This window comes from Rhizobacter sp. (assembly GCF_035702065.1).
Lineage (GTDB): Bacteria > Pseudomonadota > Gammaproteobacteria > Burkholderiales > Burkholderiaceae_C > Rhizobacter.
This window is the reverse complement of sequence record NZ_DASSRA010000453.1, coordinates 1-25,188: the sequence shown is the minus strand read 5'-3', so window position 1 is coordinate 25,188 and position 25,188 is coordinate 1. Positions and strand designations below refer to the sequence as shown.

General features: G+C 68.5%; 28 protein-coding genes. 17 read left to right on the top strand and 11 right to left on the bottom strand.

The annotated features are described in order from the left end of the window. The coding region (locus tag VFL64_RS20000; protein WP_489542143.1) for a phosphopantetheine-binding protein at positions 1–503 on the top strand (503 nt) is incomplete at its 5' end. A 53-nt stretch (positions 504–556) separates the two neighbouring features. Here VFL64_RS20000 and VFL64_RS19995 read toward each other — a convergent pair. Then, positions 557–784 carry a hypothetical protein gene (locus tag VFL64_RS19995; protein WP_489542142.1) on the bottom strand — a complete coding sequence of 76 codons (228 nt, stop codon included), beginning with the start codon at positions 782–784 and terminating at the stop codon, positions 557–559. Between the two features lie 321 nt (positions 785–1,105). Here VFL64_RS19995 and VFL64_RS19990 point away from each other — a divergent pair, with 321 nt between their 5' ends. The 11 genes from VFL64_RS19990 (at position 1,106) to VFL64_RS19940 (ending at position 10,975) form a co-directional block, all read left to right on the top strand. Next, positions 1,106–3,361: a heavy metal translocating P-type ATPase gene (locus VFL64_RS19990; RefSeq protein WP_489542141.1), complete on the top strand. Its 2,256-nt coding sequence runs from the start codon at positions 1,106–1,108 to the stop codon at positions 3,359–3,361. A 14-nt stretch (positions 3,362–3,375) separates the two neighbouring features. Continuing rightward, a complete protein-coding gene (ccoS, locus tag VFL64_RS19985) occupies positions 3,376–3,594 on the top strand; it encodes a cbb3-type cytochrome oxidase assembly protein CcoS (protein ID WP_489542140.1) in 219 nt (72 codons plus the stop codon). A 15-nt stretch (positions 3,595–3,609) separates the two neighbouring features. Then, a complete protein-coding gene (gene ccoN / locus VFL64_RS19980; protein ID WP_489542139.1) occupies positions 3,610–5,067 on the top strand; it encodes a cytochrome-c oxidase, cbb3-type subunit I in 1,458 nt (485 codons plus the stop codon). 18 nt (positions 5,068–5,085) lie between these two features. Next, on the top strand, positions 5,086–5,715 hold the full coding sequence (gene ccoO, locus VFL64_RS19975) for a cytochrome-c oxidase, cbb3-type subunit II (protein WP_489542138.1): 630 nt from the start codon (positions 5,086–5,088) through the stop codon (positions 5,713–5,715). A gap of 17 nt (positions 5,716–5,732) precedes the next feature. Beyond that, positions 5,733–5,888 carry a cbb3-type cytochrome oxidase subunit 3 gene (locus tag VFL64_RS19970; RefSeq protein ID WP_489542137.1) on the top strand — a complete coding sequence of 52 codons (156 nt, stop codon included), beginning with the start codon at positions 5,733–5,735 and terminating at the stop codon, positions 5,886–5,888. Then, positions 5,885–6,808, top strand: a complete 924-nt coding sequence (ccoP, locus tag VFL64_RS19965) for a cytochrome-c oxidase, cbb3-type subunit III (RefSeq protein WP_489542136.1) — start codon at positions 5,885–5,887, stop codon at positions 6,806–6,808. The genes VFL64_RS19970 and ccoP overlap by 4 nt, the downstream gene beginning before the upstream one ends. Before the next feature lie 13 nt (positions 6,809–6,821). Next, on the top strand, positions 6,822–8,291 hold the full coding sequence (gene ccoG, locus VFL64_RS19960; RefSeq protein ID WP_489542135.1) for a cytochrome c oxidase accessory protein CcoG: 1,470 nt from the start codon (positions 6,822–6,824) through the stop codon (positions 8,289–8,291). A 36-nt stretch (positions 8,292–8,327) separates the two neighbouring features. Beyond that, the gene (locus VFL64_RS19955; protein WP_489542134.1) at positions 8,328–8,555 is read left to right on the top strand and encodes a nitrogen fixation protein FixH; all 228 of its coding nucleotides are present in this window, start codon (positions 8,328–8,330) and stop codon (positions 8,553–8,555) included. After that, positions 8,552–8,800, top strand: coding sequence for a hypothetical protein (locus VFL64_RS19950; protein ID WP_489542133.1), 249 nt, complete (start codon positions 8,552–8,554; stop codon positions 8,798–8,800). Before VFL64_RS19955 ends, VFL64_RS19950 begins: the two co-directional genes overlap by 4 nt. A gap of 61 nt (positions 8,801–8,861) precedes the next feature. Continuing rightward, a complete protein-coding gene (gene hemN, locus VFL64_RS19945) occupies positions 8,862–10,268 on the top strand; it encodes an oxygen-independent coproporphyrinogen III oxidase (RefSeq protein WP_489542132.1) in 1,407 nt (468 codons plus the stop codon). 5 nt (positions 10,269–10,273) lie between these two features. Further along, positions 10,274–10,975, top strand: a complete 702-nt coding sequence (locus VFL64_RS19940; RefSeq protein ID WP_489542131.1) for an urease accessory protein UreH domain-containing protein — start codon at positions 10,274–10,276, stop codon at positions 10,973–10,975. A 15-nt stretch (positions 10,976–10,990) separates the two neighbouring features. On the opposite strand, the gene VFL64_RS19935 is transcribed toward VFL64_RS19940, so the two are convergent. Continuing rightward, positions 10,991–11,458, bottom strand: a complete 468-nt coding sequence (locus VFL64_RS19935) for a Rossmann-fold NAD(P)-binding domain-containing protein (RefSeq protein WP_489542130.1) — start codon at positions 11,456–11,458, stop codon at positions 10,991–10,993. A gap of 202 nt (positions 11,459–11,660) precedes the next feature. On the opposite strand from VFL64_RS19935, the gene VFL64_RS19930 reads away from it, so the two are divergent. Then, entirely contained in the window at positions 11,661–12,440 is a 780-nt protein-coding gene (locus VFL64_RS19930) for a Crp/Fnr family transcriptional regulator (protein WP_489542129.1), read from the top strand. 88 nt (positions 12,441–12,528) lie between these two features. Then, positions 12,529–13,539, top strand: a complete 1,011-nt coding sequence (locus tag VFL64_RS19925; protein WP_489542128.1) for a YdeI/OmpD-associated family protein — start codon at positions 12,529–12,531, stop codon at positions 13,537–13,539. Positions 13,540–13,564: 25 nt separating this feature from the next. Here the strand turns inward: VFL64_RS19925 and VFL64_RS19920 are convergent, their stop codons facing one another. The 9 genes from VFL64_RS19920 to VFL64_RS19880 all read right to left on the bottom strand — a co-directional run bounded on the left by VFL64_RS19920 (position 13,565) and on the right by VFL64_RS19880 (position 22,475). After that, a complete protein-coding gene (locus tag VFL64_RS19920; RefSeq protein WP_489542127.1) occupies positions 13,565–15,640 on the bottom strand; it encodes a PAS domain S-box protein in 2,076 nt (691 codons plus the stop codon). Beyond that, the gene (locus VFL64_RS19915) at positions 15,637–16,362 is read right to left on the bottom strand and encodes a winged helix-turn-helix domain-containing protein (RefSeq protein ID WP_489542126.1); all 726 of its coding nucleotides are present in this window, start codon (positions 16,360–16,362) and stop codon (positions 15,637–15,639) included. The genes VFL64_RS19920 and VFL64_RS19915 overlap by 4 nt, the downstream gene beginning before the upstream one ends. Before the next feature lie 106 nt (positions 16,363–16,468). Continuing rightward, entirely contained in the window at positions 16,469–16,891 is a 423-nt protein-coding gene (locus VFL64_RS19910) for a universal stress protein (protein WP_489542125.1), read from the bottom strand. Between the two features lie 49 nt (positions 16,892–16,940). Next, the gene (gene fnr / locus VFL64_RS19905; protein WP_489542124.1) at positions 16,941–17,675 is read right to left on the bottom strand and encodes a fumarate/nitrate reduction transcriptional regulator Fnr; all 735 of its coding nucleotides are present in this window, start codon (positions 17,673–17,675) and stop codon (positions 16,941–16,943) included. 136 nt (positions 17,676–17,811) lie between these two features. Then, positions 17,812–18,657 carry a universal stress protein gene (locus VFL64_RS19900; protein ID WP_489542123.1) on the bottom strand — a complete coding sequence of 282 codons (846 nt, stop codon included), beginning with the start codon at positions 18,655–18,657 and terminating at the stop codon, positions 17,812–17,814. Further along, a complete protein-coding gene (locus VFL64_RS19895; RefSeq protein ID WP_489542122.1) occupies positions 18,657–19,235 on the bottom strand; it encodes a hemerythrin domain-containing protein in 579 nt (192 codons plus the stop codon). Before VFL64_RS19895 ends, VFL64_RS19900 begins: the two co-directional genes overlap by 1 nt. Before the next feature lie 182 nt (positions 19,236–19,417). Next, complete coding sequence (locus VFL64_RS19890) at positions 19,418–20,548, bottom strand: peptidoglycan-binding domain-containing protein (protein ID WP_489542121.1); 1,131 nt, start codon at positions 20,546–20,548, stop codon at positions 19,418–19,420. 43 nt (positions 20,549–20,591) lie between these two features. Further along, positions 20,592–21,119: a hypothetical protein gene (locus VFL64_RS19885; RefSeq protein WP_489542120.1), complete on the bottom strand. Its 528-nt coding sequence runs from the start codon at positions 21,117–21,119 to the stop codon at positions 20,592–20,594. A 96-nt stretch (positions 21,120–21,215) separates the two neighbouring features. After that, positions 21,216–22,475, bottom strand: coding sequence for an acyl-CoA dehydrogenase family protein (locus tag VFL64_RS19880; RefSeq protein WP_489542119.1), 1,260 nt, complete (start codon positions 22,473–22,475; stop codon positions 21,216–21,218). Positions 22,476–22,590: 115 nt separating this feature from the next. On the opposite strand from VFL64_RS19880, the gene VFL64_RS19875 reads away from it, so the two are divergent. From VFL64_RS19875 to VFL64_RS19865, 3 genes are all read left to right on the top strand, one after another. Continuing rightward, positions 22,591–23,253, top strand: a complete 663-nt coding sequence (locus tag VFL64_RS19875) for a hypothetical protein (protein WP_489542118.1) — start codon at positions 22,591–22,593, stop codon at positions 23,251–23,253. 72 nt (positions 23,254–23,325) lie between these two features. Further along, on the top strand, positions 23,326–24,426 hold the full coding sequence (locus tag VFL64_RS19870) for an alpha/beta fold hydrolase (RefSeq protein ID WP_489542117.1): 1,101 nt from the start codon (positions 23,326–23,328) through the stop codon (positions 24,424–24,426). A gap of 147 nt (positions 24,427–24,573) precedes the next feature. Then, a partial coding sequence (locus VFL64_RS19865; RefSeq protein WP_489542116.1) for a cytochrome P450 family protein occupies positions 24,574–25,188 on the top strand: 615 nt, incomplete at its 3' end.

Sequence of the window (25,188 nt, the reverse complement as noted above, 5' to 3'; positions counted from 1 at the left end):
AGTTGCGCGCGCAGCTGGCGGAGTTCATGGTGCCCTCGGCCTTCATCGTGCTGCAGGTGTTCCCGCGCACGCCGAATGGCAAGCTCGACCGCAATGCGCTGGCCAAGGCCATCCCGGCACAGGCCGAGCCCATTGTGGCGGCCAACGTTGCCATCGCATCCACCGTGGGTGCCGGTACGCCGGCGCTGGCCGATCTGCAAGAGCAGGTGGCCAGCATCTGGCGCGAGGTGCTCAAGGTGCCAAAGGTGGGCTTGCGCGAAAACTTCTTCGACCTGGGCGGCCACTCGCTGCTGGTGGTGCACGTGCTGAACAAGGTGCGCGCGATCAGCAGCAAAGAGATCGGCATGACCGACATGTTCCGCTTCCCGACGGTCGAGTCGCTGGCGGCTCACTTGCATGTGGATGGGGAGGGGTCGAGCGCCGGCGTGACAGCGCAACCCGCACTCTCCAGCGCGCAGCAACGGGCTCAGCAGCGCCGCGAGCGTTTGCGCGGCGGGCGCTGACGGCCAGAACGGAGAGACAAAAACCGGCACCCAGGTGCCGGTTTTTTTTGCCGTCATGCGCGCTGGTTGCCGCTGTCCATATCGTCGGCGTCCTGGCGGCGCTGGCTCTGGTTGCGGTCGCGGCTGCCTTGTTGCGAATCGCGGCGACCGCTGTCTTGCGACTTTCCGGCCTTGTTGCCCGCCTGTTCCTGTTGGGCGTTCGGGTTGTTGCCCTGCGAGGGTTGGCGCTGCGGGTCGTGCTGACCTTGTTGCGGGTTGCGGGGTTCGTTGGGGTTTGTCATCGGGTTCTCCTTGGGTGAATGCCGGAAGAGGTGTCCGGTACGGATGAGCGGCAACCCACATGCCCAGACCTGGGCATGGTGTTGCATACAGTACTGTATGAAGATACAGTCAACTCTCACCCAGGAGACTGCCATGCACGCGACTTACCGTCAGATCTACCGCCCCAAGGCTGACCGCATTCCCGGTTGGATGCTGCGGATCTGGCACTGGCTCTGAGCTTCCGTTGAGACGACCCGGCACGCCAGCGCGACCGGCCTGACGGCCGCGAGTTTGATCTAGATCATGTCCGGAGGCAGCCTGCGTTCGTAGAGTGCCTGCCGATGAGTGCCCGAACCCTCCCCAACGCGGTCACGTCGCCCGGCACCCGGCCTGGCGGGGATGAAGCTGAGGGCGTTGCCGGCCTCGACGTGCGCTGGATCGCCTCTGCCGATGGCACGCGCCAAGCCGAGGCGGTGTTCGCGCTGCAGGGCATGTACTGTGGCGCCTGTGCCGGTGTCATCGAAGCCGCGCTGATGCGCGTGCCCGGTGTGGCGCTGGCCGAAGTCAACGGCGCCAGCAAGCGCGCCCGTGTGCGCTGGCGGCCCGAGGTGTCTGCTGCCACGGTCTTGTTCGACGCTGTCGAGCGGGCCGGCTACCGCGCCATGCCTGCGTTGCACGAGCCCGCGCAGGCCGCCGCACGGCGTGAGGCCCGCCAGGCGCTGTGGCGCCTGTTCGTGGCGGGCTTCTGCATGATGCAAGTGATGATGCTCACCACGCCCGGCTACCTGGCCGCGCCGGGTGACATTGCCCCCGACCTCGAGGCGCTGATGCGCTGGGCGGGCTGGGTGCTCAGCGTGCCGGTGCTGCTGTTCGCCTCCGGGCCGTTCTTCCAGGGTGCCTGGCGCTCGTTGCGGCAGCGCCGCATGGGCATGGACGTGCCGGTGGCGCTGGGCATTGCCATCACCTTCGTGGCCGGCACGGCCGCGACCTTCGACCCCACCGGGCCGTTCGGCCATGAGGTCTACCTCGATTCGATGACCATGTTCGTCACCTTCCTGCTGGCCGGGCGCTGGCTGGAGGCGCGGGCCCGGGCGCGCAGCACCGAGGCACTCGATGCACTGCTCAACCGCCTGCCGGCAAGCGTGGACCGGATCGGCGACGACGGCCGGATCGAGCCCGTGCCCGTGTCGCACCTGCGCGTGGGCGACCGGGTACAGATCGCCTTCGGCCAGGCCTTCCCTGGCGACGGCAGGCTGCTGGCCGGCAACACCCAGGTCGACGAGTCGCTGCTCACCGGTGAATCGCGCCCCGTCGAGCGGGCCGTGGGCGAGGCGGTGGTGGGCGGCACGCTCAACGTGGGCGGGCCGGTGCAGGTGCAGCTCAGTTGCGTGGGCGAGGGCACCCGCTACCGGCAGATCGTCGACCTCGTGCAGCGTGCCCTGACCGAACGCCCTGCCATGCTGCAAACGGCCGACCGACTTGCTGGCCCCTTCGTCTGGGGCGTGCTCCTGCTGGCGGCTGCCGCAGCCGCCGCCTGGAGCGTGATCGACCCGTCCCGTGCTCTGTGGGTCGCCGTGGCGGTGTTGATCGTCACCTGCCCCTGCGCGCTGTCGCTCGCCACGCCGGCTGCCTTGCTCAGTGCGGCGGGCGCGCTGGCCCGTCGGGGCGTGCTGGTGCAGCGGCTCGATGCGCTGGAGACCCTGGCCCACACCGACACCGCCTGCCTCGACAAGACCGGCACGCTCACGCAAGACAAACTCGTGCTGGCCCACATCGACATGCCCGAAGGCGCCGACCGCGGCGCCATGCTCGCCCGGGCCGCCTCGCTCGCGGCCTTGTCGCGCCACCCTTTGTCGCGCGCCTTGGCGGAGGCACTGCCCACCCCAGCCGGCGATTGGCACGAGGTGCGTGAAGTGCCTGGGCAGGGCCTGGAAGCGCTCGACGAGCAAGGCCGTCGCTGGCGGCTCGGCGCTCCCGCCTGGGCCGGTGTCCAGTCGGGTGCCGAGCGCCCCGTGGTGGCGTGTGCCTGCCTCGACGGCCACGCCCAAGAGCAGGCCTGTTTCGAGTTCGACGAAGCCCTGCGGCCAGACACCGCGGCCGCCGTGCAAAGCCTGCGAGGGCAGGGCGTGCAGATCCACCTGCTGTCGGGCGATGCCGATGCGAGCGTGCGCGCCATGGCGCGACGACTGGGCATCGTCCAGGTGCAGGCTGGCGCAAGGCCCGAAGACAAGCTCGCCACCATGGCCGCACTGCAGGCCGGAGGCCACAGCGTGCTGATGGTGGGTGACGGCGTGAACGACGGGCCGGTGCTCGCGCGCGCCGACGTCTCCTTTGCGCTCGCACACGGCAGCGCGCTCGCCCAGCAACGGGCCGACTTCATCGTGCTCGGCAGCCGCCTGGCCGAGGTGCCCGCCACGCGCGCGCTGGCCATTCGCACGCTGCGCGTGATGCGGCAGAACCTCGGCTGGTCGCTGGCCTACAACGCGGCCTGCGTGCCGCTCGCGCTCGCTGGCCTGCTGCCGCCCTGGGTGGCGGGCGCCGGCATGGCGCTGAGCTCGCTCTTCGTGGTGCTCAACGCGCTGCGCCTGTCGCGCTGAGAAGGCATCGAAGCATGGAAAGCCTGTACCTCCTGCTGCCTCTGTCGGTGCTGCTGGTGCTCGCGCTCATCGGCCTCTTCGGGTGGGCCATCAACTCCGGCCAGTTCGACGACCTCGAGCGCGAAGGCTGGCGTGTGCTGGAAGACGACAGTGCGCCCCAGCAGCGCGCCGAGCTTGATCCGCATCAATCCCGACCAGAACTCGAAAACCAACAATCCCATCATGGCCTCTGAACCCAGGAACATCCCATGAACGCATCTGCTGCAATGCGCCCCTCATCCGCGTCGTCCACCACCTACAGCGACGCGGTGGTGCGCAACTTCACCCTCGCCGCCGTGCTGTGGGGTGTGGTTGGCATGCTGGTCGGCGTGGTGATCGCCGCCCAGCTCACCTGGCCCGAACTCAACTTCGGCATTCCCTGGCTGAGCTACGGCCGATTGCGGCCTCTGCACACCAACGCGGTGATCTTTGCCTTCGGCGGCTGTGCGCTCTTCGCAAGTTCCTACTACGTGGTGCAGCGCACCTGCCAGGTGAAGCTGTTCGCCGAGAAGCTCGCCATGTTCACCTTCTGGGGCTGGCAACTGGTGATCGTGGCCGCGGCCATCTCACTGCCCATGGGCTACACCCAGGGCAAGGAGTACGCCGAACTCGAGTGGCCGATCGACATCCTGATTGCCGTCGTGTGGGTCAGCTACGCCATCGTGTTCTTCGGCACCATCGGCATGCGCAAGGTGCGGCACATCTACGTGGCCAACTGGTTCTTTGGCGGCTTCATTCTCGCCGTGGCCTTGCTGCACATCGTCAACAGCGCTGCCATCCCGGCCAGCCTGACCAAGAGCTACTCGGCCTACGCCGGCGTGCAAGACGCCATGGTGCAGTGGTGGTACGGCCACAACGCGGTGGGCTTCTTCCTGACCGCGGGCTTCCTCGGGATGATGTATTACTTCATCCCCAAGCAGGCCGACCGGCCGGTGTACAGCTACCGCCTCTCCATCGTCCACTTCTGGGCGCTGATCTTCACCTACATGTGGGCCGGACCGCACCACCTGCACTACACCGCGCTGCCCGACTGGGCGCAAAGCCTGGGCATGGTGTTCTCGCTGATCCTGCTGGCGCCCAGCTGGGGCGGGATGATCAACGGCATGATGACGCTCTCGGGTGCGTGGCACAAACTGCGTGACGACCCGATCCTCAAGTTCCTCATCGTCTCGCTGTCGTTCTACGGCATGAGCACCTTCGAGGGGCCGATGATGTCGATCAAGACCGTCAACGCCCTGAGCCATTACACCGACTGGACGGTCGGCCACGTGCACAGCGGCGCGCTCGGCTGGGTGGGGCTGATCTCCATGGGCACCCTGTACTACCTCGTCCCGCGCATGTTCGGCCAGACCAAGATGTACAGCGTGAAGGCGATCGAGCTGCACTTCTGGGTCGCCACCGTGGGCATCGTGCTCTACATCGCGGCCATGTGGATCGCTGGCGTCATGCAAGGCCTGATGTGGCGCGCCGTCAACCCCGATGGCACGCTGGTCTACAGCTTCATCGAAAGCGTGAAAGCGACGTTCCCGTTCTACCTGATCCGCCTGGTGGGTGGCCTGCTGTACTTGAGCGGCATGCTGATCATGAGCTGGAACGTGGTGATGACGGCCTTGAACGGCAAGTCGGTGCCGGCGGCCATCCCGCCGGTGAGCGCGGCCGCTGCCTGAACAAAGAGAGAACACACCATGGCCAACCCCGAACACAAGATCCCGACCTTCAGCCACGAGAAGATCGAGACGAACAACTTCCTGATGATCGTGCTCATCCTGCTCGTGGTGGCGGTGGGCGGCATCGTGGAGATCGTGCCGCTGTTCTACCAGCGCTCCACCACCCAGCCGGTGGCCAACCTCAAGCCGTACACCGCGCTGCAGCTGGCCGGGCGCGACGTGTACGTCCGCGAAGGTTGCTACAACTGCCACTCGCAGATGATCCGCCCCTTCCGCGCCGAGACGCTGCGCTACGGCCACTACTCGACGGCCGGCGAGTTCGTCTACGACCACCCCTTCCAGTGGGGCAGCAAGCGCACCGGGCCCGACCTGCACCGCGTGGGCGGCAAGTACAGCGACGACTGGCACCGCATCCACCTCATCAACCCGCGCGACCTGGTACCCGAGTCGAACATGCCGGCCTACCCCTGGCTTGCCAAGAACGCCGTCGACGCGGCCGAGATGCCCTCCCACCTGACCGCGCTGCGCCGCGTGGGCGTGCCGTACACCGATGCCGACATCGCCGGCGCCAGCGAGGCCGTCAAGGGCAAGACCGAGCTCGACGCCCTGGTGGCCTACCTGCAGGTGATGGGCACCGCGCTGAAGTAAACAAGAGGAACACCGCCATGGACGTCAACGACCTCCGCATCGCCGTCACCATCCTGTCGTTTGCCTGCTTCGGCGGCATCGTGGCCTGGGCCTGGTCGCGCAAGAACCAAAGCCGCTTCGAGGAGGCGGCCATGCTGCCCTTTGCGGCCGATGACACCCGGGAGCAGTCATGAGTGATTTCTTCAGCAATGGCTGGTCGATCTTCATCGCCGTCACCACCATCGTCTCCATCGCCGCCTGCCTGGTCTTGCTGATCGTGGCATCGCGCCGCAAGGTGATGGCCGACGACAACAGCACCGGTCACGTGTGGGACGGTGACCTCATCGAACTCAACAACCCGCTGCCGCGCTGGTGGATGATCCTCTTCGTGATCACTGTCTTCGCCGGTTTCGCCTACGTGTTCATGTACCCGGGCCTCGGCAGCGCCAAGGGCAGCCTGGGCTGGACCAGTGAGCAGGAGTACCGCGACGAACAGGCCAAGGCCCAGCAGGCCATGAGCGCCGTGTACGCGCAGTTCGTGAACCAGCCCGCCGAGGTGCTGGCCAAGAACCCCACCGCCATGGGCATCGGCGAGCGGCTGTTCATCAACAACTGCGCTGCCTGCCACGGCTCGGATGCACGCGGCAGCAAGGGCTTTCCCAACCTGACCGACTCCGACTGGCTCTACGGCGGCTCGCTCGACACCATCAAGGAAACCATCGCCAAGGGCCGCCAGGGCATGATGCCGCCGATGGCCGCTGCCGTGGGCAGTTCCGACGACGTGCGCAACCTCGCGCAGTACGTGCTGAGCCTGTCGGGCAGCGCGCATGACAGCATCCAGGCCCAGCTCGGCCGCGAGAAGTTCGCCCCGTGCTCGGCTTGTCACGGCGTGGGCGGCAAGGGCAACCCGGCCCTGGGCGCGCCCAACCTCACCGACAAGGTGTGGCTGCACGGCTGGGGCGAAGACGCCATCGTGGGCATGGTCAACAACGGCAAGACCAACGTGATGCCGGCGCACGAGTCGCGCCTCACGCCGGAGCAGATCCACGTGCTGGGTGCTTACGTGTGGAGCCTCTCGCACAGCGTCAACTCCGCAACGGTGGCGCAACAGTGATGGCTGGCTGAGCATGGCCGAAGGCAGCAAGCCTGGAAGCAGGCCCGTGATCCCCATCCAGCCGGTGCCCGCCGAGGGCGACACCGTCTGGCTGTTCGAGAAGCAGGCCAAGATCTACCCGCGCTCGGTGAGCGGCTATTTCGCGCGCTGGCGCTGGGTGATGGTGTGGATCACCCAACTCGTCTTCTACGGTCTGCCCTGGCTCACCTGGAACGACCGCCCGGCGGTGCTGTTCGAGCTGGCCTCGCGCCGCTTCTACATCTTCGGCCTGGTCCTGCACCCGCAGGACTTCATCTACCTCACGGCGCTGCTGGTCGTCAGCGCCTACGGCCTGTTCCTGTTCACCGCGGTGGCCGGGCGGCTGTGGTGCGGCTTCTCGTGCCCGCAGACGGTCTATACCGAGATCTTCCTCTGGGTCGAGCGCCACACCGAGGGCGACCGCATCGCCCGCATGCGGCTCGACAAGGCACCCTGGTCGGCCGAGAAGCTGCTCCGCAAGGGCGGCAAGCACGCCATCTGGCTCACCATCGCCTTGTGGACGGGCTTCAGCTTCGTCGGCTACTTCACACCGATCCGCGTGCTGTGGTCCGAGGCCTTCACGCTCGGCTTCGGGCCCTGGGAATGGTTCTGGGTGCTGTTCTACGGCCTGGCGACCTACGGCAATGCCGGCTTCCTGCGCGAGCAGGTGTGCCTGTACATGTGCCCGTACGCGCGCTTCCAGAGCGCCATGTTCGACCGCGACACCATGATCGTGAGCTACGACACCGAGCGTGGCGACCCGCGCGGCTCGCGTGGCCGCACGGTCGACCCGCGCGCCCAGGGCCTGGGCGACTGCATCGACTGCACGCTGTGCGTGCAGGTGTGCCCGACCGGCATCGACATCCGCAAGGGCCTGCAATACGAGTGCATCAGCTGCGCCGCCTGCGTCGACGTGTGCGACAGCGTGATGGACAAGATGAACTACCCACGGGGGCTGATCCGCTTTGCCACGCAGAACGGCCTCACCAACCACTGGAGCAAGGCCCAGACCCTGCGCCGCGTGCTGCGCCCGCGTGTGCTCATCTACGGCAGCGTGCTGCTCATCATCTGCGTCGGCTTCATCGTGAGCATGGCCACGCGCAGCCCGTTCCGTGTCGACGTGGTGCGCGACCGCGGCGCCCTGGCGCGCCTGGTGGACGAAGGCGCGATCGAGAACGTCTACCGCCTGCAGCTCATGAACGCCACCGAGTCGCCGCAGACCTACCGTGTGATCGCCGAAGACCTGGACGGCGGGCGCATCACCTCGCATGCCGAGATCGAAGTGGGCTCGGCGCAGGCGCGCTGGCTGCCGGTGAGCGTGCAGGTGCCGGCCGACACCGCGCGCAAGCTGGGGCCGGGCGCCCATGTGATGCACTTCCGCGTTGAACGCCTCGCAGACAAACGGCACGGCGAAGACGGCGTGGCCAGCGTGCGCGAGAAATCCACCTTCGTCGTGCCGCGATAGCTTCGCCAACGACAGCGCCGTGAACAAGGAGCCGACATGAAAACCCAACCTGCTGCACAACCCTGGTGGCGCTTCGGCATCGTCTGGCTCGTGATCGCCGGGCCGGTGGCCGTGGTGCTGGCCAGCACGGTGACCGCCTGGGTGGCCTGGCACAACGTCGATCCGGTGCTCATCGAAGCCCCGGTGCCCGCCACCGAACGCGACGCCTCCAACGCGCCGGCCCTGAAGGTGCGCAACCACGCGGCCACGCCGCGCCAGCAATGAAGGCGCGGAGCCTGCAGATCCTGTGGCCGGCCTTCCTGATGGCCGGCGTGATGGAGATGCTGATCTTCGTGGTGGTCGACCCGACCGAGCTGCAGTGGTTCGGCGGCGCCTACATCGAGTGGTCGCGCCAGGCCATCTACACCGTGACCTTCGTGCTGTGCTGGGTGGTCACGGCCACCTCTAGCGCGCTGACCGCGCTGCTCATGGCCAAGGAGGGGAGCGAAGACCTTCGCCCGCCTTTCTAGGCTGCCCCGCAATTGATCTTCGTCAACCGGGGCAGGGGGCGCCTTGGGCACAGTGGCAGCCATGAGCACACCTCTTCAACCCGCGGCGACCCTGGGCGGCACCATCTCGGCCGACACCCTGCGGCGCTACGACGTCCCCGGTCCGCGCTACACCTCGTACCCCACGGCCGACCGCTTCGCTGAAGGCTTCAGCTCGGCCGACCTCATCACCCGCCTGCACCGCCGCGCCGCCCACGCCGAGCGGCCGCTCTCGCTGTACGTGCACATCCCGTTCTGCGAGTCGATCTGCTATTACTGCGGCTGCAACAAGATCATCACCAAGGACCACGGCCACGCCGGGCCCTACCTTGACGCGCTGGAGCACGAGATGGCGCTCTACGCGCCCGAGATGGGCAATTCGCGCCGCGTCTCGCAGCTGCACCTGGGCGGTGGCACGCCCACCTTCCTGAACAACGCCGAGCTCAGCCGGCTGATGGCCTCGCTGCGCACCTGCTTCGACATCGTGGCCGGCGCCGAGCTTTCCATCGAGGTCGACCCGCGCACCGTCACGCGCGAGCGCCTGGCCCACCTGGCCAGCCTGGGCTTCAACCGCCTGAGCTTTGGCGTGCAGGACTTCGACGAGCGCGTGCAGAAGGCCGTGCACCGCATCCAGCCGCACGACAGCGTGCGCGACCTCGTCACCGCCGCGCGCGAACTGGGCTTCGATTCGATCAACGTCGACCTGATCTACGGCCTGCCCATGCAGACGGCGGAGTCCTTCGCCCGCACCATCGCCCAGGTGAACGCACTGCGGCCCGACCGCATCGCCCTCTACGCCTACGCCCATTTGCCCACGCGCTTCAAGCCGCAACGGCGCATCAGCGTCGACGATCTGCCGCCCGCCAATGAACGGGTGGAGATGTTGAGCGGCGCCATTGCCGGCTTCCTGGCGAGCGGCTACGACTACATCGGCATGGACCACTTCGCCCTGCCCACCGATTCGCTTGCCGTGGCCAAGCGGCAGGGCAGGCTGCACCGCAACTTCCAGGGCTACAGCACGCAACCGGAATGCGACCTCGTGGGCCTGGGCGTCTCGGCCATCGGCCAGATGGGCGACTGCTACACCCAGAACGCCAAGACCTTGCCCGAGTACTACGAGGCGCTGGAATCCGGCCTGCTGCCGGTGGCGCGCGGCCTGGTGCTGAGCCGCGAAGACAGCCTGCGCCGCGACGCCATCATGGCGCTCATGTGCCAGGGGCGGCTCGACTTCACGGCCTTCGGCAAGCAGCACGGCATCGACGCACGCGAGCACTTCGCCAAGGAGCTGGCTGACCTGGGCACCCTGGTCGACCAGGGCCTGGCCTCCGTGAGCGAGCAGGCCATCGAGGTCACAGCCACCGGCTGGTTCTTCGTGCGCGCCGTGGCGATGGTGTTCGACGGCCACCTGCAGCGCACACGCGACACGCAGCGCTTCTCGCGCATCGTGTAGAGCGCATGCTCGACGCAACCCTCGTGCTCAGCGGCCTGCTCATGGGCGCAGCAGGGGCACCGCATTGCGCAGCCATGTGCGGCGCCGCCAGTTCGGCCATGCTCGGCCGCTGCGGCGGCGGGCAGGGCGCCAGTGGTGCCGCATTCCACGTCGGGCGCGTGGCGGCCTATGCCGCCGTGGGCGCGCTGGCCGCCTCCAGCGTGGCGCTGCTGCGCCTGCTGGGTGAATCGGCACCGGCGCTGCGGCCCATCTGGACTCTGCTGCACGTGGCCGCGCTTGCGCTCGGCCTGTGGCTGCTCGTCACCGGTCGGCAACCTGCCTGGATGTCGAACCGCACGCGGGCACTCCCGCCGGAACTGGCCCGCGAAGGCTGGCAGCGCGTGGCCGGGCCGGCGCGTGCCGGCGCGCTGGGCCTGGCCTGGGTGGCCTGGCCCTGCGGCCTGTTGCAGTCGGCCCTCGTGGTGGCCACGCTCGCCAGCAACGCGCTCAGCGGGGCGCTGGTGATGGCGGCGTTTGCCGTGGCCTCGTCCAGCGGCCTGTGGGCGGCCAACGCCCTGTGGCGCCGTTCCGCCGGGGGGCTGGCCCTGGGCGTGCTGACCAGCACCTGGGTGCTTCGCTTCTCGGGTGCCTGCCTGGCCGTGGCTTCGGGTTGGGCGCTCGGAAGCGGGCTGTGGCACCGGGTGGCGGCGTTCTGCCTGCCGGGCTGATCGGCAGCTTCTTCTTCAGGTCACCGCGCTCAGCAGCAGCGCCTGCAAGGTGAAGTCGTCGGCCGGGCTGCGGACATTGCTCTGGCCGGCCAATTCGTTGAAGACCGGCCGGCCCGTGCTGCGCGCCAGGCGTTCGACCACCTCGGGCGCGAGGCCATGGCAGTCGATCGCGTCGTACAGGCGGCCGAGCAGGCTGCCCACGGCGTCGGGCCCGCTGGTGGTTGGAACCAGCGCTTCGCTCGGGCGCACATGCGTCACCCGGGCACCCAAGGCGCCTGCAGCGCGGCGCAGGGATTCGAGTTCAGGGCAATCGGGGCTTTCGCACAGCACCGCGAGATTCTTGCCGCGCAAGGCCTGGAGAGGGTGGCCCGATTGCGCGGTCTGCTTGAGCGATACGGCCATGTCGAGCACGCGGCGGCGCTCGTCGGGCGGCAACGAGTCGAGGGACCAGCTTCGCGATGAGGGGAGTGAAGGGTGCTGCATTCGCGGGGAAACTCCGTTGCGCCAAGACTAGACGCCCCTTCGCCGCGGGGGTTGACCGGTATCAAGAAGCCGTGAGGAAGTCGCTCTGATACAGCAATGACACACGCCGTTCACGCAGCGTTACGCACCGGGGGGAACCCGTTGCTACGCCATTGACGAGCGGCTCCTATCGTTGTGTTCAGACACAAACAGGAGCTTCCCCATGTTCAGCGCCACCTCGATCCCCGCAGCTGCCAACCATCCCCAGATCATCAGCAAGCCGGCAACCCCTGCCGGCGGCGAGATGAGCGCGCTGGGCCAGCGCATCGCCGAGGCGTTGAAACTGGTGCACGACACGCTGCCCGTGACGCGCCGCCTGCTGCACGCCGGTGACAAGGCCTACGAGGCCGGCGAGCGCTTCGAGTGCCTTCACATCATCAACTCCGGCATCTTCAAGCTCGTCAACCTCGCCGCCGATGGGCGCGAGCAGGTCGTGGCCCTGCAGTTCAAGGGCGACTGGCTGGGTTTCGACGGCATCGGCAGCGGCCGCTACAACTGCGACGCCATCGCCATGGACACCGGCGAGGTGTGGACCGTGCGCTACGACGCCCTGCTGCGTGCCTGTGCCACCCAGCCCGCCCTGATTGCCCTGCTGCACGGTGCGATGAGCCGTGAGCTCACTCGTGACCGCGACGCCATGCTGTCCATCTGCACCCTGCCGGCCGACGCCCGCGTGGCCGACTTCCTGCGCAACTGGGCCCAGTCGCTCTCCAGCCGCGGCCTGCGCAACGACCAGATCACGCTGCGCATGACGCGTGCCGAGATCGGCAACTTCCTGGGCATGAAGCTCGAGACCGTGAGCCGCGCCCTGTCGCGCCTGGCCCGCGACAAGGTGATCCGCTTCAGCGAGAACGGTCGCCGCGACGTGTGCATCCCCGACTTGGCCTTGCTCGAAGCCTTCATCCAGGGGTGCCTGGCTCCGCAGGCACCCACGATGCAGTAATGCCTTGACGGGGCCGGGAGGCCCCGCTTCTCCAGGTCGGCGATCATCGCGAACCGCGCTGACAGCTTGACACCAGGAGAAGCACCCCATGGCCCCGGTCTTTGTCGACCCGAAGAAGGTTCACGAGTTCGCCGACGAGCAGCACTTCCGCGACTGGCTGGCCCGGCACCACGACACCGAGACCGAGGTCTGGATCAAGATCCACAAGGTCGGCTCCGGGCTGCCTTCGATCACCCCCAAGCAGGCCATCGACGCCGTGCTCTGCTGGGGCTGGATCGACGCCGTGCGCAAGTCGTGTGACGACAAGAGCTACCTGCAGCGCTACACGCGCCGGGGCAGCAAGAGCATCTGGAGCCAGATCAACGTCGACAACGTGGCCAGGCTGATCCGAGAAGGCCGCATGACGCCGCATGGCCTCCGTCAGGTCGAAGCCGCCCAGGCCGATGGCCGCTGGGCCCGCGCCTACGGCGGCAGCAAGGAGATGCGCATCCCGGACGACCTGCAAGCCGCCATCGACGCCGAGCCCGGGGCGCAGAAGATGCTGGCCACCCTGAGTGCGCAGAACCGCTTTGCGCTGGCATTCCGTGTGCACAACATGAAGACGGAAGCGGGGAGAAAGAAGAAGATCGAGGCCTTGGTCGAGATGCTCAAGCGCGGGGAGACGATCCATCCGCAGGGCAAAAGCAAGCCGGCGCAAATAGAAGGAGCCACGCGCATGAAGATGGTCCTGACATCGGCCAAGACGCCCGATGAGTACATCGAATGCCTCGATGGCTGGCAGAAGCCTTACGCTGCCGCGCTGCGCTCGGCGGTGCGCCAGGCCGCCCCGCAGCTCGAAGAACGCCTCAAGTGGGGCCACCTGGTCTTCTTCTCCAACGGCCCGGTGCTGCTGATCCGTGCCGAGCCGCAGCGCGTGCTGTTCGGCTTCTGGCGCGGGCAGCGCCTGCGCCACATCGAGCCGCGGCTGAAGCCCGGCGGCAAGTACGAGATGGCCACGCTGGAGCTGCGGCCGGGCACACCGCTGGACCGCGAGACGGTCATGCGGCTGGCGCGCGAGGCCTGTGCCCTCAACGAATCGGTTGGCGACCCGACTGCCTGACGCAGGTCGATGCCTGAGCGCGCTCTCAGCGCTTCACGTGCCTCACCGCCAGCGCCTGCGCCATGGCCGATTGCAGCTCGCCGCGGCTGTACGGCTTGGCCAACAGTTCCCACGAGGGCGGGGCGCTTTCGTTGATGTCGAGCAGCTCGGCCATGTAGCCCGACATCAGCAGCACGGCGACACCGGGGCGCAGGGTACGCACCTCGCGGGCGAGCTCGGTGCCGCGCATGCCGGTGCCCAGGGCCACGTCGCTCAGCAGCAGGTCGATCTCGGCGCCTTCGGCCAGCGCCTGCAAGGCCTGCTCGGCGTTGACGTGGGCCGTCACGGTGCAGTCCATCGCGGCCAGGAAGCGCAGCGCCACGGCGCGCACCTCGGGTTCGTCCTCGACCAGCATCACGCGCAGGCCAGGGGGCAGGCTGCGGTCTTGCAGGCCGGCTTCATCCATCAGCGGCAGGGCCGATCCCTGCGCGGGGATGTGGAGTGTGACGCAGGTGCCTGCGCCCGGCGTGCTGTGCAGGCTGATGGCGCCGTGCGATTGCTTCACGAAGCCGTAGACCGTGCTCAGGCCCAGGCCGGTGCCGCGCCCGCTCTCCTTGGTGGTGAAGAAGGGCTCGAAGGCACGCTCCTTCACCGCCTCGGACATGCCACCGCCGGTGTCGGCGATGGCGATCACGACGTAGCCCCATTCGGAACGTTGCCCGGGCGCGAAGTCGCCGTGCAGCTCGGGCGGCAGCTCGGTCTCGTGGCGGCACGAGAAGCGCAGCACGCCGCCGCCGGGCATGGCGTCGCGGGCGTTGATGGCGATGTTGAGCAGGGCCGATTCGAGCTGGCCGGCGTCGGCGCGACAGGGCGGGCAGCCCGCTTCAGGCGCGTCCACGTCGATGCGGATGCGCTGGTCGAGCGTGCGGCGCAGCATGTCGGCGAGCGACTGCAGCATGGCCGGAGCGTCCACGCTGCTCGGGCTCAGCACCTGGCGGCGCGAGAAGGCGAGCAGCTTGCTCGTGAGCTCGGCGCCGCGCTTGCTGGCGCGGGCGGCGGCGGTGACGAGCTGCAGCACCTGGGCGTCACCGGCGATGGCGGGCACTTCTTCCAGCACCTGCAGGTTGCCCTGGATCACGGTGAGCAGGTTGTTGAAGTCGTGCGCGATGCCGCCCGTCAACTGGCCCACGCTCTCCAGCCGTTGCGAATGGCTGAGCCGCTCTTCGCTCTGCACGCGTTGCAGCGTGGCAGCCAGCAGGTTGGACAGGGATTCAAGGAAGTGCACCTCGTCGTCGCCGAAGCGCTGCGCCTGCCGGGCGCGCACACTGAGAACGCCCACCGGGCGCCCGCGGTCGTACAGGGGCACGGCCATGGCGCTGACCAGGCCGGCGGCCAGGTAGGCGGCCGGCACGGTGAAGCGGGTCTCTTGCCCGTAGTCTGGAATGAGCACGTGCCGGTCGGCGGCGAGCACGTAGCCGGGCGGCGTGCTGATGTCGTTGGCGATGCGCGAGCCGATGCCCTCGCTGGGCAGCAGGCCCACGCCAGCGGCCACGCGGAACTCCATGCGGTTGGTGTCGAGCAGGAACAGCACCGCCATCTGCACCTGCAGGGCTTCGGCCGCCACGGCCGGCACCTGCTGCAGCAGCACGTGCGGGTCGCGCGTGTCCACCGCCAGGCGGCCCATCTTGGCCACGTACTCGCTGTAGCGTGCGCGACGCAGCGCCTGCTTGACGCGCGGGTAGTCACCCACGCTGCGGATCGACGCCACCGTGTACGGCAGCTGGCTCTCGTGCAGCGGGCTCAGCGCGATCTCGACCATCACCTCGCTGCCGTCGCGGCGCTTGGCGACCAGATCCATGTCGGTGCCCATGGGGCGCGGAATGGGGTTGCGCGCGTAGGCCTCGCGGTACTGGGCATGGCGCGGACGGATGCTGTCGGGCACCAGCGCGTCCACGCCCAGGCCCACCAGCTCGCCTTCGTCGTAGCCGAAGAGCGCACAGGCCGCCGGGTTGGCCAGCACGATGCGGCCGCGCGCGTCGACCAGCAGCAGCGCATCGGGGTACGCGCCGAAGATGGATCGGAAGATCGCGGGTGGCGGGGCTTCCGAGGCCGGCTCTGTCATGTCTGGCTCACTGCAGGTACGAACACATAGCCCGCGCTGCGGATCGACTTGATGATCTGCGGGTTCTCGGGGTCGGCCTCGATCTTCTTGCGCAGGCGGCCGATCTGCACGTCGATCGTGCGGTCGAACGGGGCGGCTTCGCGGCCACGCGTCTGCTCCAGCAGGAAGTCGCGCGACAGCACGCGGCCCGGGTGGGTGGCCAGCACCTTGAGCAGGTCGAACTCGCCCGAGGTGAGCCCCACGGCCTCGCCCTGGGTGTTTTCCAGGCGGCGCGCCGAGGTGTCGAGCCGCCAGCCGGCAAAGCACAGGCACGAGGTGGCAGGCGCGGCAGCCGGTGCTGCAGGTTGGGGCGCCGGCTCCATGCGGCGCAGCACGGCCTTGATGCGGGCCACCAGCTCGCGCATGTCGAAGGGTTTGGTGACGTAGTCGTCGGCACCGATCTCCAACCCCACGATCTTGTCGACCGCATCGCCCCGGCCGGTGATGATGACCAGCCCGCAGCGCCAGTGTTCGCGCAGCTGTCGGGCGATCACGAAGCCGTCTTCACCCGGCAGGCCCAGGTCGAGCAGCACCAGGGCTGGCGGGTCTTCGGCCATGAGGTTCATCAGGGCCCGGCCGGAATGCAGCTCGCTGACCCTGAAACCGTGGCCGGTCAGGTAGGACCCCAGGAGGGAGGTGATGGCGATCTCGTCGTCGACGATGGCAAGGTGGGTGCTTGTCACGGGGCCAGGCGGGAAAGTAAGGGTTGCTGGGGCGCCGCCATGCCGGCGGACAAACCCAAGCGTAACGCCTACGGCCGCACAGGGTCTACGCGGAGATCAGCGGAGATCAGCGGATGATGAGCGTGGGCGTCTTGCAGCGCGCCAGCACGCCCGAGGCCACGGAGCCCATCACCAGCGAGCCCAGGGTCGAATGGCCGTGCGAACCGAGGATCACCATGTCGAACTTCTCGGCCGTGGCAATGCTTGAGATCACGTCGGCCGGGTTGCCCACCTCGCGGCGCGAGGTGATGTTCCAGCCCTTCTGGGCGGCAAAGGTGTTGATGGGCGCGAGCACCGCGTTGCCTCGCTCCTCGTAGTAGCCGTCGATCGAGTCGCGGGTGACGAAGTGCGTGACCTGCGGAGGCACCGGCGGCACCACGGTGAGCACGGTGTACTGGTTGTTCGCACCCAGCAGTTCGTCGTGGGCGGCCAGGTAGGCCAGCATCTGCTTGGTGAACTCGCTGCCGTCGACGGCCAACAGGATCTTCATGGGGTCTCTCGCTTTCGGTGGAAGTGAATCAAAGCCCAGCGTATCGCCTTCAGGCGACGGTTTCGACCGAGCCGTCGGCCACGCGCTGCAGCGCCGCGCTGTCGAGCACGCAGATCTGCCGGTCCTTTACGCTCAGGATACCCTGGCTCTGCAGGCGCGAAAGGCTGCGGCTCACCGTCTCCAGGCGTAGCCCGAGGTAGGTGCCGATCTCCTCGCGCGTCATGCGCAGCACGAGCGAAGACGACGAGAAACCACGCGAGCGCAGCCGTTGCGTGAGGTTGAGCAGGAAGGCCGCCACGCGCTCATTGGAGCGGGTGTTGCCGAGCAGCATCATCACGCTGTGGTCGTTGACGATCTCGCGGCTCATGATGCGGTGGAACTGCCGCTGCAGGGCCGGGAACTGGCGCGAAAGCGCCTCCAGATCGTTGAAGCCGATTGCGCACACCTGCGAGTCTTCGAGCGCGATCGCATCGCAGGCATGCTGTCCGGCACTGATGCCATTGAGCCCGAGCAGCTCGCCCGCCATCTGGAAGCCGGTGATCTGCTCGCGCCCGCTCTCGGCCAGCACCCGCGTCTTGAAGAAGCCGGTGCGCACGGCAAAGATCGAATCGAAGGCATCACCGTTGTGGAACAGCGCCTCGCCGCGCGCCACGAAGCGGCGCGAGCCCACCAGGTCGTCGAGCAGGGCGAGGTCGTCGGAGTCGAAGCCTTCGGGCAGGCACAGGTCGCGCAGGCTGCAGTTGGAGCAGTTGATCTGCAGCTTGGGGGCGGGTGTGGCGGTCATGGCAGTCGCATCGGGTCGGGCGGCACACGATGCACCGCGCTGCTCCCATTCTTGGGGCGCGACACCGCCGCGAGCTTGCGTTGGATCAAATGCGCGGGGTCGCCCGACCTGCCGGCCGCAGCTCGGTGCGGCATCGTCAATGCGACATCAGCACCGGCACCGTCATCGAGGCCAGCAGCCCGCGCGTGGCGCCGCCCAGCACCCGCTCCGACCAGCGGGTGTGGCCCCAGGCGCCCATGACCAGCAGGTCGGCGCCGAGATCGGAGATGCGTGACAGCATGGCCTCGGCGATGGGCGCGGCGGCAGGCTCGATGTGAATCTGCGCCTCCACGCCGTGCCATTTGAGCCACTGGCGCACCTCGTCGAGCCGGCGCGGCCGAACCGGGGCGCCGGCACGCAGGCCGCGCTCCTGCCAGGCGACCAGATGCACTTCGCGCGCCTGGTGCAGCAGGGGCAGGGCGTCGGCAATCGCTCGGGCGGCCTCGCGGCTGCCGTCCCAGGCGACCATCACCTTGTGCAGCGGCGCCTCGAACGAGCCTGCATAGGGCAGGAGCAGCGTCGGCCTGGCGCTGAACAGCACGATCTGCTCGATCAACTCGCGCCGCACCGCGTGCCCGTACAGCGACGGGTCGGGCTGGTTGAGGATGGTCAGGTCATGGCACAGGGCGTGGTGCAGCAGTGCGGTGGCGCTGTCGGCCTCTTCCACGATGGCCTCGCCGTGGCTGAAGCCGGCTGCGGCGCAGGCCTTCTCGAATGCGCGCGCCGCCGATTCGGCATCGCGCAGCAGGTTGTCCTGCGCTTCGGCCGCAAACTCGGCCATCGAGGCCGCCGCGGCCGGCGCGCTGGGCAGGTCGATCAGGCCGGTGGGCGCGAAGCCGCTCAGGCGTGCATCAAAGCTCTTGGCCAGGCGGATCGCCACCCGCGTGCGTGCGCTGCACAGCGGGTCGTGATCGAGCAGGACCAGCAGACTGCGGTAGCCCATCAGGCCCCCAGGCCCACCGGCGCAGGCACGAGGCGCACGATGCGCGAGAACAGCGCGGCGTAGTCGGGTTCGGGCGCATGGCCGGTCATGGGGTCGCGGTTGGCGAGAAAGGCCTCGTCCAGTTCTTCCCAGTCTTGTGGCGTGAGCACCTTTTCGGCCAACGGCAGGATCTCGCGCTCTTCCAGCGCCATGTGGCCGAGGTAGAAGTTCACGTAGCGCTCGGCGGCCTTCTCGAACAGCTCGCGCCGCGGCTCGCCGATCATCTCGAAGGCCAGCAGCGAGTGCTCCAGTTCGCGGATGTTGCGCTCACCCAGGGCGTGGTCGGCGTCCAGGCGATCGAGCATCTCGCGTGCGAGCGGCGTGCGCGCCCGAAGCTTGGGGAACAGGAGCTCGGTTTCCTTGCGGTGATGGCGCTTCTCGGGGAACTCGTCCACGTAGAACAGCATGGCGCGCAGGGCCGCGAAGTCGGGCATCGTGGAGCCTTTGCGGTGAAGCGCCAGGTGCAACAGGATCGAGCGCAGCATGGCGGACAGTGCCGCGTGCTCCTCGCGCAGGATGGTGAGAGTGGGGTGCGTCATGGCGTGTCTCCTTGCTGGTGTGGATTGCAGCAGAGGCCCGGGCCACGCTCTTGCGCAGGATCAAGTTCCAGCCCCGAAAGTGCGCTCAGCCACTGGGTCGCAGAGGTGTGCCGGTCACCTTAGCCACGACAAGCGCGCAGGGATTTGACCCGCGTCAGAGGATGTTCACGGTGGCTGGGGCGCTACTGGGGCGTCCAGGCGCGCCAGTTGGTGTCTGCCAGATCGAACTGCTGGCGCAGCAGCTGGCGCATCGCCTCCACATCGGCGGCCGTGGCCGCTGCCGGTGCGGGTTTGTGTTGCGCTGCCGCTGCGGCTGCGCGTGCCTGGCTCAGCGATGCCGGGGTGAGCGCCGCGTTCAGGTTCCATATCTGCGCGGCCCTGCCCACTTCGACCTGAGCACCGCCCAGGCCCAGGTCACAGTGGTATGTGGAGCCGACGAGCGACCAGCGCATGCTGCCCGAGGCCTGCAGATGCGCAGCCAGACGCGCCTTCATCGAGACGTTGGCATCGTTCCAGTTCTGCAGGTGAGGGTGGTCGTCGATGGGACCGCGGAACGCGCCCACCGCTCCGCTGGTTCCCACCGTGCGCAAGGCCTTCCAGAACAGCAGGGCCTGCGCCGCGTTCTGCGCCGTGAGGTGGTGCAGCCAGGGCGTTTCGTTGGCGTCCACCACACCGTCGGCGTGGAGCCAGCGCAAGCCGGCAAAGCCGATGTCGGTGGCCATGCCGAAGTTGTGGTTGCTCTCGCCGGGGCCGGCATTGGTGACATTGCCGCCCCCCGTGAGCAGTGCGTACTGCGCCTGGAAGCTGCGCCGGTCGCCCTGCGGACACACGCCCACGGCAATGCCATGCTGCTGGTGCATGCGGCCGATGCAGTTGCGCACCTTCGGCCCGAAGGCCGGGGCGAAGGTCAGCGCGGCCGCGGCCAGCAGCTTGGTCTGAAGCTCCTGCGGGGTGGCTTCGATGTACACGATGCGGCCGCCTGGGAGCACGCGCAGATTGACAAACTCGGGTGGCAGCCGTGCCACCAGCTGCGCCCAGGTTGCATCACCCGGTCGCACCAGGCCCGCGGTGGCGTTGGGGTTCGGGGCCGAGGCATTGCCCGCGGCCGAGACGAACACGCGGTCGGCCTGGAAGTTGCGGATCGCCGCCTTGGTGTTGGGGCCGCAAGTACCGTCATAGTTGGCGAGGTAAGGCGCAGGTGGCCGCCCCGGCGCAGCGGGCCGCACCGTCTTGACCAGCGCTGCTTGCACGAGCGCCACGTCGGAGGGGTCGTTGCTGCCGTTGTCACCGACGCTTGCGTTGATCGCTTGCATGGTTCCCTCCCCGCTTGGCTGAACCGACTGACTGAACCGATCGCTATTCGCTGCAGGCAAAAGGCACGGTGGCCGTTGCTGCCAACGGTGCCGCCTGGCCTGCGATGGCCATCTTCACCTGCAGGCGAAGGGCGCGGCACCCGGTTCCCTGCAGCCAGAACGCCAGGTGGGCGGTGCCGCCACGCGGCAGCGCACCCACGCGCTGGCTGCGGTCGAGCATGAGACGTTGCCCCTGGCCTTGCGGGGCCAGCTCCCGCACGGTGAGCCGCAGCGGTGTGTCCGAGCGCAGCACGGTGTCCGGTGCCAGTTTCACGGCGACGAGCACCAGCGTCGCGGTCGAAGGATCCTGGCTCGCCACCACATTGAACAACTCTGGCGCACCCGGTGCCAGCACGTCCGCCGAGAAGCTGCCCGATGCGCTGTGGAACAGGCGCGCCTGAAGCTGAAGCTCGACCGCCGCACGGGGAGCCCCCGGCTCCGGGGTGACTGCGCAGGCGAGCGCACAGGAAAGCAGGCCGGCACCGACAAGCAGCAGGCGGCGTCCCAAAGGGGCAAAAAGGCGTGGCGTCATGAGATGCCGCAGGAGTTGGCGGCCAGTAGAGCAGCCGCTCCAGGCCATGTCAACCGCGGTTCTCGCTGCCGGCGCAGATGAGTGGAATCTCGGGCTTCACATGGGTGCTGGCATCCAGCGGCGCAGGTGGGCGCTGTTCGCGCCGCGGCGCTCCTTGGCGCGGGCCAGTTCGTGGCGTGCCACCGAGCGCAGGTGCACTTCGTCGGGCCCGTCGAAGAAGCGCATGGCACGGCCCCAGCTCCACAGGCGTGCGAGCGGCGTGTCGGGCGTGAGGCCCATGGCCCCGAAGACCTGCATGGCGCGGTCGAGCACCTGCGTTTGCAGGCGCGCCGCCACCAGCTTGATGGCGGCCACGTCGGTGCGCGCCGCGGCGTTGCCTTCGGTGTCCATGCGCCAGGCCGCGTGCAGCACCAACAGGCGGGCCTGGTCGATCTCGATGCGCGACTGGGCGATCCAGTCCTGCACGTTGGCGAAGTCGGCCAGGCGCTGGCCGAAGCTGCGCCGCTCCAGCGCCCGCTCGCACATCAGCTCCAGCGCCAGCTCGCACTGGCCGATGGTGCGCATGCAGTGGTGCACGCGGCCCGGGCCGAGCCGCGCCTGCGCCATCGCAAAGCCGCGGCCGGGTTCGCCGACGAGGTTGGCGCGCGGCACGCGCACGTTGCGGAACACGAGCTCGCAGTGGCCTTCGAGCGCCTGGTGGTCCATCACCGGGATGTTGCGCTCGATGGAGAGGCCGGGCGCGTCGAGCGGCACCGCCACGATCGAGTGGCTGGCGTGCGGGTCGTCGTCTTCGCCGCCGCTGCGACCCATCACGAAGGCCACGCGGCACAGCGGGTGGGCCGCGCCGGTGATGAACCACTTGCGGCCGTTGAGCACGCAGTGATCGCCGTCGATGTCGATGCGCGTTTCGATGTTGGTGGCGTCGGCAGAAGCCACGTCGGGCTCGCTCATCGCAAAGCACGAGCGGATCTCGCCGCGCAGCAACGGGTCGAGCCAGTCGTGGCGCTGCGCCGGCGTGGCGAAGAGCTGCAGCAGCTCCATGTTGCCGGTGTCGGGCGCGCTGCAGTTGAAGACTTCGGCCGACCACGGCACGCGGCCCATGATCTCGCACAGCGGCGCGTAGTCGAGGTTGCGCAGGCGCGTGCCGGGCTGGCCGGCCTGCAGGCTGGGCAAAAAGAGGTTCCACAGGCCCAAGTTGCGCGCCTGCGCCTTCAGGGGCTCGATCAGGTCGACGGGGTAGATGCCGGCGTCGTCGAAGCGCTGCCATTCACGCTGGCTGGGCAGCACCAGGTCGTCGATGAAGCGCTGCAGGCGCTCGGCCAGGGCAGTGCTGAGTTGGGAGTGAGAGAAGTCCACGGTGCGTTGGATGTGTGCGGTTTGCGGCAGATGCCCGAGCATTGCGGTGACGCGCGCCGCTGGCCTTGCGCTGCGTCAATCCCACATCGTTCGCGTGATGCGCCAATGCACGCCCATGAAGCTGCCTGACTTCTTTGACCTGGTGCCCCGCCTGCGCGTGCGCGACCCGCTCGCCGCAACCCTGGGCTGTGCCGAAGGCGGTGTGCTGGAGTACAGCTACGCCGATGCCGTGCGCGTGACCGGCCACTCGTGCCCCACGGTGGCCGCCGCCTACTGGCTCACCTGGCTGGCCTTGGCCGAGCTGTATCCCACTGAGTTGCCGCAACGCGGCGGCGTGCGCGTGGAGTTCCGCGACCACGAACGGCAGGGCAGTACCGGTGTGTTCGCAAGCGTTGTGCAGATGCTCACGGGTGCGGCGAACGATGGCGGGTTCAAGGGAATCTCCGGCCGCTTCTCGCGCGCCGGGCTGCAGCGCATTTCGCCCGATCTGCCCCTGTTCATGCGCTTCACGCGCCTGGACGACGGCAGTGCGGTCGACGCGGGCGTGGACTTGTCACTGCAGCCACCAGACCCCGAGTTGAACGGCCTGCTGCAACGGCTGGAGAGCGGCGAGGCCGACGGACCCGCGCTCGCCCGCCTGGGCACGCTGTGGCAGCGGCGCGTGCGGGAGCTGCTGATCGACCGGGCCAGCGACCGCGGCATCTTCATCGTGCGGCGGGTGGAGCGGTGGCGGACCACACCGCCGTTGAGGCTCAATCTTCGGCACAAGATGGGGTAGACGCCAGCCGCGCGAGGACTCGGGCGCACCTCGAAGCGGCTTACGATGGGCGACCCACAGCGTCACCCATCCATGACACGCCCAGACACTGCCTCCATCGCCCTCGGGCCCCTTGGCTATTGCAGGACCACCGACGGCGTGACCATCGCGATGCGCAGCGCCGGCAGCGGCCCCCTGATGATCAAGGCCGCCAACTGGCTGGGCAATCTGCAGGCCGACGCGCAGCTGCCTTCCACGCGCCACTGGGTGGACCACCTCTCACGCCGCCACCGGATGCTCTGGTACGACGCGCGTGGCTGCGGCCTGTCTGACCGTGCCGTGGACGAAGTCTCGCTCGACGCCTGGGTGCGCGACCTCGAGGCCGTGGCCGATGCCAGCGGGGAGCAACGCTTCGTGCTGCTGGGCATCTCGCAGGGAGCCGCCATCGCCATCCGCTACGCGGTGCGCCACCCCGAGCGCGTTCGCGCGCTGGTGCTGTATGCGAGCTTCGTGCGCGGCGTGTTTCACCAGGGGCACTCGGCCAAGACGCAGGCCGTCTTTACCGAAATGGTCCGCATTGCGGAGCTCGGCTGGGGACACGATGCCAGCGCGTTCCGGCGCCTGTTCACCGCGCACCTGATGCCCACCGCGCCGGCCCGTGTGCTCGATCTCTATGACGAGCTGCACAAGGACAGCGTCAGCGGCCCGATGGCCGCGCGCTACATGAAGGCCTTCTACGAACTGGATGCGCGTGCCGATGCGGCGCAGGTCCGGTGCCCGACGCTGGTGATGCACGTCAGCGGCGACTCGCTCATCCTGCAGCAAGAGGGGGAGCTGGTCGCCTCGCTCGTGCCGGGGGCGCGCTGGGTCAGCGTGCCCGGGCGAAACCACCTGCCTCTCGCCGACGATCCTGGCTGGCCGACGCTGCAGCGCGAGATGTCGACCTTCCTGGCCGACCTGGAGGCTGCTGACGGCGCGGCCGCCCAGCACGGCGCGCCACCTGAGCTCACCGCCCGCCAGCGCGACGTGCTGCAGCATGTCGCGCGCGGCCTGAGCGACAAGGAGATCGCGCGCGCACTGCAACTGAGCCCGCGCACCGTGGAGATGCATGTGGCACGCGCGCTCGCCGCACTGGGTGCACGCAATCGCTCGGAGGCAGTGAGCCGCGCCATGCACTGGAAGCTGCTGCCGTAATACCGTGGTCGCGCGGGAGCCGCCACGCCGGCTCTACCGTAGTGCGCCGTCTTCTGCTGAACGGTGACCCCACCGACCATGGCGTCATGCGGGGCCATGCCAGTTGACCCGGGCCCGCCCACCCCAAGGCGACGAGGAGCCCCTGTCATGACGCTGCACGACACCCTGGAGGCCTCGACCTCCACCACCCAGTCGGTCACCCATTCCGACGCCCACAGCCACGTGCCCACGCTGGCGCGCGAGCTGGCGGATCTGCGCGAGCCGGCCTGGCTTGTCGCCCCACGCGAACAGGCCCGGCGCCTGCGCGCGCGCGGCCGTGTTCATCGCGACACGCAAGGCCTGTGGCTGCTGCTCGGCCACGCCGATTGCCGCGCCGCCATGCAGAGCGCTCACCTGAGCCGCGACCCGCGGCAGCACAGCAGCTATGCCGCGGCACGCCCGTTCGTGGCCGGATCTGCGCTGGAGCAGGCGGCGGAGCGCTTCATGATCTTCAACGACGCGCCGGTGCACACCCGCCTGCGGCGGGTGGTGAGCGCGGCTTTCACGCCGGCCGCCACGCGCCAGCTGCGGGACCAGGTGGCCACGATTGCGCAGGATCTGGCCGATGCGCTGCCGGCGGACGGCACACCCTTCGACTTCATGCGTGGCTTTGCGCAGTTGCTGCCGATCCGGGTGATCTGCGACCTGCTGGGCGTCGAGGCCGGCGACTTCGACCAGGCCAAGGCCTGGTCGGATGCCGCAGCCTGCGTCGTCGAGCCGCTG

What these genes read in the sequence shown, in the direction of transcription:
- VFL64_RS19950 (WP_489542133.1), top strand. Translation starts at nt 8,552, where the DNA reads ATGAAGGCGCGGAGCCTGCAGATCCTGTGGCCGGCCTTCCTGATGGCC.
- VFL64_RS19990 (WP_489542141.1), top strand. Translation starts at nt 1,106, where the DNA reads ATGAGTGCCCGAACCCTCCCCAACGCGGTCACGTCGCCCGGCACCCGG.
- VFL64_RS19930 (WP_489542129.1), top strand. Translation starts at nt 11,661, where the DNA reads ATGTTCAGCGCCACCTCGATCCCCGCAGCTGCCAACCATCCCCAGATC.
- hemN (WP_489542132.1), top strand. Translation starts at nt 8,862, where the DNA reads ATGAGCACACCTCTTCAACCCGCGGCGACCCTGGGCGGCACCATCTCG.
- ccoS (WP_489542140.1), top strand. Translation starts at nt 3,376, where the DNA reads ATGGAAAGCCTGTACCTCCTGCTGCCTCTGTCGGTGCTGCTGGTGCTC.
- ccoO (WP_489542138.1), top strand. Translation starts at nt 5,086, where the DNA reads ATGGCCAACCCCGAACACAAGATCCCGACCTTCAGCCACGAGAAGATC.
- VFL64_RS19940 (WP_489542131.1), top strand. Translation starts at nt 10,274, where the DNA reads ATGCTCGACGCAACCCTCGTGCTCAGCGGCCTGCTCATGGGCGCAGCA.
- fnr (WP_489542124.1), bottom strand. Translation starts at nt 17,675, where the DNA reads ATGACCGCCACACCCGCCCCCAAGCTGCAGATCAACTGCTCCAACTGC.
- VFL64_RS19970 (WP_489542137.1), top strand. Translation starts at nt 5,733, where the DNA reads ATGGACGTCAACGACCTCCGCATCGCCGTCACCATCCTGTCGTTTGCC.
- VFL64_RS19935 (WP_489542130.1), bottom strand. Translation starts at nt 11,458, where the DNA reads ATGCAGCACCCTTCACTCCCCTCATCGCGAAGCTGGTCCCTCGACTCG.
- VFL64_RS19995 (WP_489542142.1), bottom strand. Translation starts at nt 784, where the DNA reads ATGACAAACCCCAACGAACCCCGCAACCCGCAACAAGGTCAGCACGAC.
- VFL64_RS19875 (WP_489542118.1), top strand. Translation starts at nt 22,591, where the DNA reads ATGAAGCTGCCTGACTTCTTTGACCTGGTGCCCCGCCTGCGCGTGCGC.
- VFL64_RS19900 (WP_489542123.1), bottom strand. Translation starts at nt 18,657, where the DNA reads ATGGGCTACCGCAGTCTGCTGGTCCTGCTCGATCACGACCCGCTGTGC.
- ccoN (WP_489542139.1), top strand. Translation starts at nt 3,610, where the DNA reads ATGAACGCATCTGCTGCAATGCGCCCCTCATCCGCGTCGTCCACCACC.
- VFL64_RS19885 (WP_489542120.1), bottom strand. Translation starts at nt 21,119, where the DNA reads ATGACGCCACGCCTTTTTGCCCCTTTGGGACGCCGCCTGCTGCTTGTC.
- ccoP (WP_489542136.1), top strand. Translation starts at nt 5,885, where the DNA reads ATGAGTGATTTCTTCAGCAATGGCTGGTCGATCTTCATCGCCGTCACC.
- VFL64_RS19920 (WP_489542127.1), bottom strand. Translation starts at nt 15,640, where the DNA reads ATGACAGAGCCGGCCTCGGAAGCCCCGCCACCCGCGATCTTCCGATCC.
- VFL64_RS19910 (WP_489542125.1), bottom strand. Translation starts at nt 16,891, where the DNA reads ATGAAGATCCTGTTGGCCGTCGACGGCAGCGAGTTCACCAAGCAGATG.
- ccoG (WP_489542135.1), top strand. Translation starts at nt 6,822, where the DNA reads ATGGCCGAAGGCAGCAAGCCTGGAAGCAGGCCCGTGATCCCCATCCAG.
- VFL64_RS19895 (WP_489542122.1), bottom strand. Translation starts at nt 19,235, where the DNA reads ATGACGCACCCCACTCTCACCATCCTGCGCGAGGAGCACGCGGCACTG.
- VFL64_RS19955 (WP_489542134.1), top strand. Translation starts at nt 8,328, where the DNA reads ATGAAAACCCAACCTGCTGCACAACCCTGGTGGCGCTTCGGCATCGTC.
- VFL64_RS19890 (WP_489542121.1), bottom strand. Translation starts at nt 20,548, where the DNA reads ATGCAAGCGATCAACGCAAGCGTCGGTGACAACGGCAGCAACGACCCC.
- VFL64_RS19925 (WP_489542128.1), top strand. Translation starts at nt 12,529, where the DNA reads ATGGCCCCGGTCTTTGTCGACCCGAAGAAGGTTCACGAGTTCGCCGAC.
- VFL64_RS19870 (WP_489542117.1), top strand. Translation starts at nt 23,326, where the DNA reads ATGACACGCCCAGACACTGCCTCCATCGCCCTCGGGCCCCTTGGCTAT.